Source organism: Streptomyces sp. NPDC005266, from assembly GCF_040607655.1.
Classification (GTDB): domain Bacteria; phylum Actinomycetota; class Actinomycetes; order Streptomycetales; family Streptomycetaceae; genus Streptomyces.
Map to the genome: position 1 here is coordinate 1 of NZ_JBEXHC010000031.1, position 13,095 is coordinate 13,095.

Annotated in this window: 10 protein-coding genes; 9 read left to right on the forward strand and 1 reads right to left on the reverse strand. The window is 70.4% G+C overall.

Annotated elements, in window-relative coordinates; genetic code table 11:
- Positions 1–290 precede the first annotated feature (290 nt).
- Positions 291–1,373: a mechanosensitive ion channel family protein gene (locus tag ABZU99_RS33175; RefSeq protein WP_356049843.1), complete on the forward strand. Its 1,083-nt coding sequence runs from the start codon at positions 291–293 to the stop codon at positions 1,371–1,373.
- A gap of 43 nt (positions 1,374–1,416) precedes the next feature.
- Here the strand turns inward: ABZU99_RS33175 and ABZU99_RS33180 are convergent, their stop codons facing one another.
- Positions 1,417–3,342 carry a S53 family peptidase gene (locus tag ABZU99_RS33180; RefSeq protein WP_356049841.1) on the reverse strand — a complete coding sequence of 642 codons (1,926 nt, stop codon included), beginning with the start codon at positions 3,340–3,342 and terminating at the stop codon, positions 1,417–1,419.
- Positions 3,343–3,632: 290 nt separating this feature from the next.
- Here ABZU99_RS33180 and ABZU99_RS33185 point away from each other — a divergent pair, with 290 nt between their 5' ends.
- The 8 genes from ABZU99_RS33185 to ABZU99_RS33220 all read left to right on the forward strand — a co-directional run bounded on the left by ABZU99_RS33185 (position 3,633) and on the right by ABZU99_RS33220 (position 13,076).
- Positions 3,633–4,841, forward strand: coding sequence for an ROK family transcriptional regulator (locus ABZU99_RS33185; protein WP_356049839.1), 1,209 nt, complete (start codon positions 3,633–3,635; stop codon positions 4,839–4,841).
- A 49-nt stretch (positions 4,842–4,890) separates the two neighbouring features.
- Complete coding sequence (locus tag ABZU99_RS33190) at positions 4,891–6,219, forward strand: extracellular solute-binding protein (RefSeq protein ID WP_356049837.1); 1,329 nt, start codon at positions 4,891–4,893, stop codon at positions 6,217–6,219.
- Positions 6,220–6,230: 11 nt separating this feature from the next.
- Positions 6,231–7,184, forward strand: a complete 954-nt coding sequence (locus tag ABZU99_RS33195) for a sugar ABC transporter permease (protein ID WP_356049854.1) — start codon at positions 6,231–6,233, stop codon at positions 7,182–7,184.
- A gap of 27 nt (positions 7,185–7,211) precedes the next feature.
- Positions 7,212–8,117 carry a carbohydrate ABC transporter permease gene (locus ABZU99_RS33200; RefSeq protein ID WP_356049836.1) on the forward strand — a complete coding sequence of 302 codons (906 nt, stop codon included), beginning with the start codon at positions 7,212–7,214 and terminating at the stop codon, positions 8,115–8,117.
- Between the two features lie 11 nt (positions 8,118–8,128).
- Complete coding sequence (locus ABZU99_RS33205) at positions 8,129–9,376, forward strand: 6-phospho-beta-glucosidase (RefSeq protein WP_355953046.1); 1,248 nt, start codon at positions 8,129–8,131, stop codon at positions 9,374–9,376.
- Positions 9,373–10,410 carry a BadF/BadG/BcrA/BcrD ATPase family protein gene (locus ABZU99_RS33210; RefSeq protein WP_355953043.1) on the forward strand — a complete coding sequence of 346 codons (1,038 nt, stop codon included), beginning with the start codon at positions 9,373–9,375 and terminating at the stop codon, positions 10,408–10,410. Before ABZU99_RS33205 ends, ABZU99_RS33210 begins: the two co-directional genes overlap by 4 nt.
- 202 nt (positions 10,411–10,612) lie before the next feature.
- The gene (locus ABZU99_RS33215; RefSeq protein WP_355953004.1) at positions 10,613–12,028 is read left to right on the forward strand and encodes a hypothetical protein; all 1,416 of its coding nucleotides are present in this window, start codon (positions 10,613–10,615) and stop codon (positions 12,026–12,028) included.
- A 28-nt stretch (positions 12,029–12,056) separates the two neighbouring features.
- The gene (locus tag ABZU99_RS33220) at positions 12,057–13,076 is read left to right on the forward strand and encodes a glutamate ABC transporter substrate-binding protein (RefSeq protein ID WP_355953001.1); all 1,020 of its coding nucleotides are present in this window, start codon (positions 12,057–12,059) and stop codon (positions 13,074–13,076) included.
- Positions 13,077–13,095 lie beyond the last annotated feature (19 nt).

The following is a 13,095-nucleotide window of genomic DNA, read 5'->3' on the forward strand; positions in this document are numbered from 1 at the left end:
TGTTCGAGAGCGCGTGAATGCGCCCGGGAGGCGCATATCAGCGGGCGGGGGGCCTCAGGCCGCGCCGCAGTGGCAAGAATCACGGTTCCGGCGGCCCGTGCCCGAGCGCGGGACCCGGGAGGTGACGGAAAGCGGGAGCTGAGGCCGCCCCGCCCGCTGATATGCGCCTCCCGGGCGCATTCACGCGCTCTCGAACACAGGAACGGGACATTCCTGCGCCCGGCTACTGTGTGAGAGGTTGCGCGCGCGGGCGATCCGTGCGGGCATGTCGCACACGAAGGGTTCCTGCTGTGTTCTGGTCCGCTGCTCTGGCCGCTGACTCGACGCCTCGTCCCAAGACTTTCGACGATGCGCAGAAAAGCGCCACCAACGCCGCGGGCTGGGTGGAGGAGAACTGGTCCACCTGGCTCAGCATCGGGCTGCGCATCGCCCTGATCCTGATCATCGCGTTCGTGCTGCGGTCCGCCGTACGGCGTGCGATCACCAAGCTGATAGAGCGGATGAACCGGACGGCCCAGGCCGTGAACGGCACCGCGCTCGGCGGTCTGCTGGTCAATGTGGAGCGGCGGCGGCAGCGGTCCGCGGCGATCGGCTCGGTGCTGCGCTCGGTCGCCTCGTTCCTGATCATGGGGACGGCCGGGCTGATGATCCTCTCGGCCCTGAAGATCAATCTGGCGCCGCTGCTCGCCAGCGCCGGTGTCGCGGGTGTGGCGATCGGTTTCGGCGCCCGCAACCTGGTCACCGACTTCCTCTCCGGCGTCTTCATGATCCTGGAGGACCAGTACGGGGTCGGCGACACGATCGACGCCGGGGTCGCCTCCGGCGAGGTGATCGAGGTGGGGCTGCGCGTCACCAAGCTGCGCGGGGACAACGGTGAGATCTGGTACGTCCGCAACGGCGAGGTCAAGCGGATCGGCAACCTCAGCCAGGGCTGGGCCACCGCGGGCGTCGACGTTCAGATCCGGGCGGACGAGGATCTGGACCAGGTCCGCTCGATCATCACGCAGGTCGGCGTGGACATGGCCAAGGACGAGCCGTGGAACGAGCGGCTGTGGGAGCCCATCGAGGTCCTGGGGCTCAACGCGGTCTATCTGGACTCGATGATCGTCCGGGTCTCGGCGCGGACCATGCCGGGCAAGTCGCTGGGCATCGAGCGCGAGCTGCGCTGGCGGATCAAGAAGGCGCTGGAGGCGGCGGGTATCCACCTCGTCGGCCGTCCCACCGAACCGGATCTGCAGACCGAGGACCCCGCGAACGCGGCGGCGGCCACCGTGTCCGCGCCCTCCGCGCTGGCCAACCCCGACTCCCCGCAGTCAACGGCGGCGAGCCCGATCACCTCGTCGGCCTCGGTGCCGCCGCCCGCGCAGAAATGACAAGGCCCCCGCCCACGAGGGGCGGGAGCCGACCGGGGCCGCGTCAGCGGCGATGAGGCCGGTCGAACGACGTCAGATAGCCGGCCGCGGGGGTGCCCACGCCGGTCACGTTGTCGTAGCCCACGACCGCGCGCAACGAGCTGTCCCGGCCGAGGCCGCGCAGCGAGGTCACCAGGCCGTCGCCGGCGTCGTGACCGTTGACGTAGTCGTTCCGGACCACGCCGAGCGAGACCCCGGCACCCAGCGGATGGTCGGTGACATCGTGATACGAGGCGGTGCCGTACCGGTCGTACAGCGACGGGTTGGCGAAGCCGATCGGCTGGCCGCCGCGCGCCTGCTGGGCGAGCGCCTGGACGCCCGCGATCACCGGCGCGGCCAGCGAGGTGCCGCCGATGCGGTACTCGCCGTACTGGAGCGAGCCGTCGGGGAAGGTCTGCGTCTGCCCCACCAGGAAGCCGGTGTTGGGGTCGGCCACCGCCGCGATGTCCGGGGTCACGCGCTGCTTGGCGGTGCCGCCGTTCGCCAGGGCGAGCGCGTCGGGCACGACGCCGCGCTGATAGAAGGGCTGCGCGACGGTCCTGCTGGTGCCGCCTCCGGCGCCCGAAGTGTACGCGCCGGGCAGCGAGCTCCACGACGTGCCATCGAGGGAGAGGGTGGCCTTGGTGGTGCCCCAGCCGGTCTCCCACTGGTACTTCTCGCCCTTGCCGACGGCCAATGAGGTGCCGCCGACCGCCGTCACCCACGCCGAGTTGGCCGGGGTGTCGACCTGCTTGGTGCCGGTGGAGGCGAGGTTGTCGCCGTTGTCGCCGGAGGAGAAGTAGAAGCCGATGCCCTCGACCGCGCCCTGCTGGAAGATCTGGTCGTAGGCGGCGGCCACGTCCGGGGTCTCGTTGGCCTCCACATCGCCCCAGGAGTTGGAGACGATGTCGGCCAGCCGGTTGTCGACGACCTTGGCGAGCGAGTCGAGCAGATCGTCGTCCGTGCAGGACGCGCCGCCGACGTAGACGATGTCGGACGCGGGGGCGACGGCGTGCACGGCCTCGACGTCGAGCGTCTCCTCGCCGTACCAGCCGCTCGCGTCGCACTCCTCGGTGTACCGGTAGTCGGCGGGGAGCACCTGCGTCAGCTGGCCCTTGCGGTAGCCCGGGTCGCCGTTGCGCCGGGCGTACTTGGCCGCGTCGGCGGCGATGGTCGGCGAGGCGAAGGCGTCGGTGATGGCGACGGTGACGCCCTTACCGGTGTTGCGGCTCCTGGCCCCGTAGGCGGCGCGCAGTTGCTTGCCGGTGTACCCCTTGATGGCGTACGGCTGCTTGGCGCCGTAGGCCGAGGGCAGACTTCTGTCGGTCCTGGAGCCGTAGTAGCTGGAGAACGGGCCGGCGTTCTTGAAGACCGCTCCGGGGGGAGGGAGGGTCTCGTCGTGCTTGGCCCTCCTGGGCGCGTTGTCGAGGCCGACCACGGTCAGCACGGCGCCGTTCAGCGAGGCGGGTACGGTGGCCGCCCGCGAGGGGGCCCGGTAGACCTTGCCGCCCTTGCGGTAGTTGTGCAGCTGGGTGCCGAACGCCTTCTCCGCGGCGGCGACTTCGCCGGACACCGTCACATAGTGCTGGTTGTGGCCGGTGACCGTGAGCCCGGCGCCCTTCAGCCATGCGGTGACGGCGGCGGTCTGCTGCCGCGTCGGCCCGAAGCGGTCCTGGGCCTGCCGGACCGTCAGATACTTTCCGTAGCTCGGCGAGGAGGGATCGGCCACCGCCTTCGCGTAGTCGGCCAGCCCCTTGGCGTCGCGGCCGGCGAGATGGACGCGCGCGGTGACCTTATTGCCGTCGGCGGTGGAGCCCTGGTCCGACGTCGCCGTCGCCCACGTGGGCTTGGTGCCGCGGAGGGTGTCCCGGTCGTGCGGAGCGGAGTCGGCCTGGGCGGCGGGTATGCCCAGGGTGAGCGCACCGGCGGCCAACGGCAGTGTTGCCGCCATGACCAGAGCCATGCGCTTTCTGAACGAGGAAGATCTCACCTAACCCCCTGCGATACGAGTGGTCGCGTTGGGACGGGCGCCGGCGATCACCGACGATCCGCCGCAGGTCACTCTTGCGGTGACTTGTCCATGCCAGGTTCATGTCCACGCCAAGAAGCCGCCAAGGAAGGGCCACCGAAGGGCAAGGCGCGCTCTTTTCACCGCACCCATTGACGCCGCCCCCATACCGCCTCTACGTTTTCTGTTCAATAGGAAAGTTTCTTAACAGAGTTGAGACGGGGGCACCCACCATGGCCGCATCACCCGGCAGCACACCCGGGACCCCCCGCGTTCTGCGCGCCATGAACGACCGGGCCGCACTGGACCTGCTCGCCGCCCACGGGCCGCTCACCCGGACCCGGCTCGGAGAGCTGACCGGCCTGTCCAAGCCCACCGCGTCACAGCTGCTCACCCGGCTGGAGGCCGCAGGTCTGGTCCGTACGACGGGGAACGTCACCGGGCGGCCGGGGCCCAACGCCCAGCTGTACGAGATCAATCCGGCCGCCGCCCATGTCGCCGCGCTCGCCGTCGACCAGGAGGGCATCACCGCCGCGGTCGCCGACATCACCGGTCAGGTGGTCGGCGAGCACCGGGTGACCGCGTCGGCGACCGACGAGACCGCGCGCACCCGGACCGCCGAACTGGTCACCGAGGCCGTGGACGGGGCGCTGGCCGCGGCCGGGCTCGGCCGGGGCGATCTGCACGGAACCGTGATCGGCACCCCCGGCGCGCTCGACCCGCGCACCGGGACCCTGCGCTACGCACCGCATCTGCCCGGCTGGCAGTCCCGCACCCTGCGGGATGATCTGTCCAAGGCGCTGCCCACCCCGATCGTCATCGAGAACGACGTCAACCTCGCCGCCGTCGCCGAACAACACCAGGGCAGCGCACAGGACTTCGACGACTTCGCGCTGGTCTGGGCCGACGAGGGGGTCGGCGCGGCCATCGTGCTCGGCGGCACGCTGCTGCGGGGGGCCACCGGAGGGGCCGGCGAGATCGGCTATATGCCGCTGCCGGGGGCGCCGCTCGCCCGGGGCGGCCCGGACGCCGCCGCGCGACCGGACGGGGGCGGCGGGTTCCAGAAGCTGGTCGGCTCCCCCGCCGTCGTGGAGCTGGCCCGGGAGCACGGCATCGACGCGCCCACGGCCACCAAGGCGCTGGCCACCGCGGCGCGCACGCCCGGCGCGGGCGATGAGGTGCTGACCGAGCTCGCCCGCCGGCTCGCCACCGGGCTGGCCTCCGTGGTCGCGGTGGTCGACCCCGAGCTGGTCGTCCTTTCGGGTGAGGTCGCGCAGGCCGGCGGGGAGCGGCTGCGCGAACTGGTCGAGGCCGAGATGACCGGACTCGCGCTGCCCCGGCCGCAGCTGCGGATCAGCGAAATCGAAGGTGATCCCATTCTCATCGGCGCGCTGCGCAAGGCGCTCGCCGATGCCCGTGACACGGTTTTCGACACCGCCTGACAGACCGCACCGCCGCTTCCCCTGCCGTCCCCGCAGTAAAGGAAGTCCCATGGCACGAAAACTGTCTTTTCTCGCCTCGGTGCTGAGCGCAGGCGCCCTTCTCCTCTCCGGCTGCGCCCATCCCAGCACCGGCAGCGCCAAGGACGATCCGACCAAACCCGTGACCCTGAAGTTCTGGCACGGCTGGTCGGAGAAGAACGAAGTCAAGGCGATCGACGACAGCATCGCCCGCTTCGAGAGGCTCCGTCCCAATATCACGGTCAAGGTCACCGGGAACGTCACCGACGAGACCGTGAACCAGGCGCTGCGAGCGGGTGGAGGCGACGCGCCCGATGTCGTCTCGTCCTTCACCACCGACAATGTGGGGCAGTACTGCTCGTCCGGGATGTGGGTGAATCTCGACCCCTTCATGAAGAAGACCGGGCCGGACAAGGCCAAGGTCTTCCCCAGGACGCTGCTGGACTACACGAGCTACCGGGGCGACCAGTGCGCCCTGCCCCTGCTGGCCGACGCGTTCGGCATGTACTACAACAAGGACGCCTTCCGGGAAGCGGGCATCACCCGGCCGCCGCGGACGATGTCGGAGCTGAAGCGCGACGCCGTCAAGCTGACCAAGCGCACCAGGAACGGCGGGTATGAGCGAGTCGGCTTCATGCCGAACTTCCGGCTCTACCAGAACAGCCCGGACCGCCTCTTCGCCCAGTGGGACCCGACCTATTTCGCCAAGGACGGCACGGCGCGGCTGGCGAAGGAGAAGGCGGCTGAGGACTTCTACGCCACCACGCGGGAGCTGATCCAAAGCCAGGGCGGTTACGGCCCGCTGGAGACGTTCCGTACCTCCTTCGGCGACGAGATGTCCTCCCAGAACGCGTTTCTCACCGGAAAGCTCGCCATGCATCTGGACGGTGAGTGGCGTGGTCTCTCCATGAAGGGCGCGAAATTCGACTGGGGCACCGCGCCCCTGCCCGTCCCCGACGACCGGCCGGAAACCTACGGCCGGGGCTATCTCACCGGCACGGTGATCGGCATCGCGCACAGCAGCACTCACCAGAACGCCGCCTGGGAACTGGTGAGGTTTCTGACCGCCGACACCGATCAGGTGGTCGCCTTCGCCAACGCGATTCACAATGTGCCGTCCACCAAGGCGGCGCTCACCTCCCCGAAGCTGGACTCCGAGCCGACCTTCCGCGCCTTCCTCGATATCGCGCGGAACCGGTACAGCACCGCCATGCCGCCCTCGATCAACGGTGGTCAGTACGTCAGCTCCCTCAAGGACTTCTCCTATGGCGTCGAGGCGGGCCGGGTGCACGACCTGGACACGGGGCTACGGGAGCTGGATGACGAGATAGACGCCGACAATCTCCAGGCACAGCAGTGACGGAGGGCGATATAGCCACGACGACGAACGCCCCCGCCCTGCGTCGCAAGGCAGCGCGCGAGCGGCTGCGCACCCTCGGTTTTCTCTCCCCCTGGCTGATCGGCTTCACCGTCTTCTTCGGTTATCCGCTGATCGCCACCGTCTACTTCTCGTTCATGCACTACAACCAGATCCAGGCGCCGACCTTTGTGGGGCTGCGCAACTGGCATTATGTGCTTCAGCAGATGCCGCTGTTCGGCCCGGCGCTGTGGAACACGCTCTGGCTGGTCGTGGTGATGGTCGCCCTGCGGGTCGTCTTCGGGCTGGGCGTCGGGTTGCTGGTCACCAAGATCAAGTCAGGGGTGGGTTTCTTCCGGACCGCCTTCTATCTGCCCTGTCTCGCGCCTCCGGTGGCGGCCACCGTCGCCTTCGTCTTCCTGCTCAACCCCGGCACCGGACCGGTCAACGCGATCCTTTCCGATATCGGGATCCACGCCCCGAACTGGTTCAACGATCCCGCCTGGGCCAAGCCGTCGCTGGTGATGCTCTCCCTGTGGGGCATCGGCGATCTCATGGTCATCTTCATGGCGGCGCTGCTGGACGTCCCCAAGGAGCAGTACGAGGCGGCCGAACTGGACGGCGCCGGGGCGCTGAGCAGGTTCCGCTATGTCACCTGGCCGTCGATCACACCGATCGTGATGTTCGCGGTCGTGACCGGCGTCGTGCAGACCATGCAGTACTACACCCAGGCGCTGGTCGCCGGAAAGCTCGCCTCCGGCGTGAGCTTCGGACCCGGAACGGTCATCCAGCCCGGCTATCCCGACCACTCGACCCTCACCGTGCCACAGCTCGTCTACTCGCTCGGCTTCCAGAACTTCAACACCGGAGCCGCCTGCGTGCTCTCGCTCGTGCTCTTCGCGATCGCGATGGCCGTGACGACGCTGCTGATGCGCCGGCGCGCCGGACTGCTGTCGGCCGAGGACTGAGCCGAGGACTGAGAGGACCGATCCGCCATGACCGCCACCACCGCGCTCTCCGCGCGCCCGGCGCCGCCGCGCCCCGCCACCAGGCGCTCGCCCGCCCCCGCCGCCCGCCGCCGCGCGGCGCTGCACTGGATCGCCGTGCACACGGTGGCCCTCGCCGCCGCGCTCCTCTTCGTCCTCCCCTTCGTCTTCGTCTTCCTGACCTCGGTGATGAGCGACGACCAGGCGATGAGCGGCGAGTTGTGGCCCACCGATTGGAACTGGTCGAATTACGCCGAGGTCTTGCACACCCCCGGGTTTGTGGACTGGTGGCGCAATTCGCTGATGTATGCCGCGCTGGGCACCCTCTTCACGATCTGCTCCTCCCTTCCGGTGGCGTACGCGCTCGCGAAGTTCCGCTTCCGCGGCCGGCGCACCGCCATGCTCCTGGTCATCTCGACGATGATGCTGCCGCCCCAGGTCATCGTGGTCCCGATGTATCTGGTCTGGGCCCAGCAGCTCCATCTTTCGGGCTCGCTGTGGCCGCTGATCATTCCGATGGCATTCGGCGACGCGTACTCCATTTTTCTACTGCGCCAGTTTCTGCTGACGATTCCCCGGGAGTATCTGGAGTCGGCGAAGGTGGACGGCTGCGGGGAGTTCTCCACCCTGCTGCGTATCGTCGTCCCCATGGCGAAGCCGGGGATCGCGGCCGTCGCGCTCTTCCAGTTCTTCTACTGCTGGAACGACTACTTCGGTCCGCAGATCTACGCGGCGCAGAATCCAGGCGCCTGGACGCTCAGTTACGGTCTGGAAAGCTTCAAGAGCGCGCACAGCGTCAACTGGAATCTGACGATGGCCGCGACACTGCTCGTCATGGCCCCCGTCATCATCGTCTTCTTCTTCGCTCAGAAAGCCTTCGTCGAAGGCGTCACACTGACAGGAGTCAAGGGTTGAAGCTCGCAGTCGTGGGTGGCGGATCCACCTACACCCCCGAACTCATCGACGGGTTCGCCCGGTTGCGGGATGTGCTCCCCGTGGAGGAGCTCGTCCTCATCGACCCCGCCGCCGACCGGCTGGAGCTCATCGGCGGGCTGGCCCGCCGGATCTTCGCCAGGCAGGGCCATCCCGGCCGGATCTCCTGGACCGCCGACCTGGACGCGGGCGTGGACGGCGCGGACGCGGTGCTGCTGCAGCTGCGCGTCGGCGGGCAGGCGGCGCGCGGCCAGGACGAGACCTGGCCGCTGGAGTGCGGCTGCGTCGGGCAGGAGACCACCGGCGCCGGCGGGCTCGCCAAGGCGCTGCGTACCGTCCCGGTGGTGCTGGACATCGCCGAGCGGGTGCGCCGCCGCAACCCCGGCGCGTGGATCGTGGACTTCACCAATCCGGTCGGGATCGTGACCCGGGCGCTGCTGAGCGCCGGGCACCGGGCGGTCGGGCTGTGCAATGTGGCCATCGGCTTCCAGCGGAAGTTCGCGAAGCTGCTGGGCGTGGCGCCCGGCGAGGTGGCCCTGGAGCACGTCGGTCTCAACCACCTCACCTGGGAGCGCGCGGTGCGGCTCGGCGGGCCGGACGGCGAGGACGTCCTGCCCAAGCTGCTCGCGGACCACGGGGAGGCGATCGCCGAGGATCTGCGGATGCCGCGCTCGCTGGTGGACCGCCTGGGCGTCGTCCCGTCCTATTACCTGCGCTACTACTACCGGCACGACGCGGTCGTACGGGAGCTGAGGGCCAAGCCGTCGCGGGCGGCGGAGGTCGCGGCGATCGAGCGCGAGCTGCTGGAGATGTACGGCGATCCGGAGCTGGACGAGAAGCCCGAGCTGCTGGGCAAGCGCGGCGGCGCCTTCTACTCGGAGGCGGCGGTCGATCTGACCTCGTCCCTGCTGCGTGACACCGGGGAGGTGCGGATCGTCAACACGCTCAACGGTGGCACGCTGCCCTTCCTCCCCGACGACGCGGTGATCGAGGTTCCGGCGGCCGTGGACGCACAGGGCGCGAAGCCACTGCCCGTGCGCCCCCTTGAGCCCCTGTTCGCCGGTCTGGTCGCGGGCGTCACGGCGTATGAACACCTCGCGCTGGAGGCGGCGTTGAAGGGCGGCCGGGAACGGGTCTTCCAGGCGCTGCTCGCCCACCCCCTCATCGGCCAGCTCGAATATGCCGAGAAGCTGACCGACGACCTGATCGCGCACAACCGGGAGCATCTGGCGTGGGCCTGACCCAGTCCGTACCGACCGCCCCTTCTCCCTCCCCTTCCCCCTCTCCGCCGGACGGGTCCGTGCTGGCCATCGACGCGGGCAACAGCAAGACCGATGTCGCGCTCGTCGGCCCGGACGGATCCGTCCTCGGCGCGGCCCGCGGCGGCGGCTTCCGACCGCCGGTCGTGGGCGCCGAGCGCGCGGTCGGCTCACTCGCGCCCCTGGTGGCGGAGGCCGCGCGGCAGGCGGGCGGGGCGGGGCGGCCGCGCGCCGGACATGTCTCGGCGTGTCTGGCCAACGCCGATCTGCCGAGCGAGGAGGAGGAGTTGACGGGAGTGCTGGCCGACCGTGGCTGGGGCGCCACCGTCACCGTCGCCAATGACACCTTCGCGCTGCTGCGGTCCGGGGTCGCGGACGACGGCGAGCCGACCGGTGTCGCCGTCGTCTGCGGCGCGGGCATCAACTGCGCGGGGCTGGGCCACGGCGGCCGCACCGCCCGTTTCCCCGCCATCGGCCGGATCTCCGGCGACTGGGGCGGCGGGGGCTTTCTGTCGGAGGAGGCGCTGTGGTGGGCGGCGCGCGCCGAGGACGGCCGCGGCGAGCCGACCGAGCTGGCGCGCGCCCTGCCCGCGCACCACGGACTGGCCACGATGTACGAGCTGATCGAGGCGATCCATCTGGGCCGGCTGGAGCCCTCCCGCCGCTACGAGTTGACGCCCGTCCTCTTCGCTGTGGCGGAGGCGGGCGACGCGATCGCGCGCGCGATCGTCGACCGCCAGGCGGAGGAGGTGGCCGCGATGGCCACGGTCGCCCTCAGCCGCCTCGGTCTGCTGGACGAGGAGACGCCGGTGGTGCTGGGCGGCGGGGTGCTCGCGGCCCGGCATCCGCTGCTGGACGACCGGATCCGGGAACTCCTCGCGGCCCGCGCCCCGAAGGCCGGCCCCCGGGTGGTCACGGCGCCGCCCGTGCTCGGCGCCGCGCTGCTGGGCCTGGACCGTACGGGCGCGCCCCCGGCCGCGTACGCGAGGCTGCGGGCGCACTACCGCCAGGGGTGAACATCACGGCGTCGATGGAACCGAACGGCCGTCCACGGCGTATTCAAAGAGGGAGGGAAGATCGCGATCCGGGCAAGATCCGGGCAGGACCGGTGACCTTGTCAGTGACGGCGGTCATACTGCTGCCCGATGGCTGTCGGCCGCCGCGCCGGGCGCCGGCCGTCGGCAGCGACCGTGGGGTCCGGACCAAGGGGGAGGTCTTGTGTCATACCCGCCGACCATCGGCAGAGCCGCGCCGCCGCCCGCGCCCGCGGCCCCGCCGCGGACCGCATGGCGCGAGGGCGTCGAGCGGGTGCGGGCGGCGGCGACGACCGAGCCCGGCAGGCTGCGCATCATCGGGGCGGTGCTGGCGGCGCTGGTGGTGGCGTTCGGGGCGGTCACGGCCTGGCAGGTGGCCGAGCGGCAGACCGCGGCGGACGCGGTGGGCGAGCACAGCCAGCCGCTGAGCGCCGACGCCGCACAGGTCTACCGCTCACTGGCCGACGCCGACACCACGGCGGCGAGCGGTTTTCTGGCCGGCGCTCAGGAGCCCGCCAAGGTCCGGCAGCGCTACGAGCGGGACATCGACACCGCTTCCAAGCTGCTGGTGCGCGCCGCGGCCAACACCGACGGCTCGGCCTCGGCACGCCAGGAGATACGGAAGATCAATCAACTGCTCCCGGTCTACACGGGTCTGGTCGAGTCCGCCCGCGCCAACAACCGCCAGGGCCTGCCGCTGGGCGGCGCGTATCTGCGCTACGCCAACGACACGATGCGCGATCAGCTGCTGCCCGCCGCCGGCAGGCTGTATGAGGCGGAGACCGCCCGGCTCGGGGAGGACTACGGGGACGCGAAGGCGTGGCCGTGGGTGGCGATCGGGACCGGCGTGCTCGCGCTGGGCGCGCTGGGATGGGCCCAGCACCGTAACTACCGGCGGACGAACCGGGTCTTCAACCACGGTCTGCTGGCCGCGACCGCGGCCTCCACGGTGGTGCTGCTGTGGCTGGTGGGGGGCCACGCCATCGCCCGGACCTCGCTCGAGGACTCCGACGCCCACGGGGCCAAGTCCCTGCAGGTGCTCAACGAGGCCCGGATCGACTCGCTCCGGGCCCGCGCCGACGAGAATCTGACGCTGGTCGCGCGCGGCGCGGTCACCGTCGACAAGGACGGCGTGAACAAGGGCAAGGACTCCTACGAGGTCAGCTACGGCGCCCGGATGGCCGACCTCGTCGGTGACGCGGGCGGCGGCGCGAAGCGCCCCGCCGCGGGCAGCCTGCTGGACCGGGCGCGGGGCCTGGCGGACGACGGCGCGGGCCGCGACCCGGTGGAGGCGGCCGCCACCGGGGTCCGGGAGTGGCAGGCGCGGCACAAGGCCGCCCGCGGCGCCGATGACGCGGGCGACTACAGGAAGGCGCTGGAGCAGGTCATCGGCGCGAAGGACAGCACCGGCGAGTCCTTCGACGCGGTGGACACCCAGCTGGCGAAGGCCCTCGACCATGAGCAGCGGGAGTTCCAGCGGGCGGCCGACGCCGGGCGGGAAGCGTTCACCGCGATGGCCGTCGGCGCGGGGGCGCTGGCCGTGCTGGGAGCCGTGGGCGCGGTGCTGGGCATAGGCCGCAGGCTTTCGGAGTACCGGTGAGGTTGACGGCTTGATGGGGGGCGGAAGGATGCGATCGGTGCGATCGGGCGCCGCCGTGGCGGTGTGCGCCCTGGGGGTGGCCACGGCGATCCTGGCGCCCGCGGCGATGGACGGCGACGACGGCGCGGGCGACGGCAGGCGCGGCGCGCGCCATCCGCACACCGTGCGGACCGGCTCCGAGGCGGCGGCGGCCGGGAGCTGTGACAAGCCGGAGGCGAGCCTGCGGCCGTCGAGCGCGAGCGGCCCGGCCATCAAGCGGATCAAGAACCGTGAGGTCAATGGCCACAAGCTCAACAAGCTGATCGCGGGCGTCGACCAGAACAGCTACCGCTGGGGATACCGCGACCCGGCCACCGGCGACCTCACCGGCTTCGACATCGACCTGGTGCGCGCCATAGCCAAGGACATCTTCGGCGATCCGGACGCGGTCATCTTCCGCACCATTCCCACCAGTCAGCGCATCAAGGCCCTGCGGCAGGGCAAGGTGGACGTCGTGGTGCGCACGATGACCATCAACTGCGACCGGATCAAGGACGCCGCGTTCTCCACCGCGTACTTCCAGGCCGGGCAGCAGGTGCTGGTCGCCGACGGCTCGACCGTCACCGGCTACAACAAGACCCTGCGCGGCAAGAAGGTCTGCACGGCGAAGGGTTCCACCGCGGAGGCCGAGCTGGACAAGCCCGACACGGGGGCGAAGGCCCTGGGCGCGATCAAGGTCAAGCCCGTCCCCAACCAGCTGGATTGCCTGGTCAGGCTGCAACTGGGCGAGGTGGACGCGGTGATCACGGACAACGCGCTGGCGGCCGGCCAGGCGGCCCAGGACCCGTCCGTCAAGCTCGTCGGTTCCCGATTCACCGATGAGCTCTACGGCGTGGCGATGAACAAGAACGATGACGACCTGGTACGCCGGGTCAACAAGGTGCTGGAGGACTACCGCTCGGGCGGTGACAACAGCCCCTGGATGCGCGCCTACCGCACCTGGCTCGCGAAGGATCTCGGTACGGCACAGGAGAATCCGGCACCGCCGGACCCGGTGTACAAGGACTAGCGGGAAGAGGATCACGGAC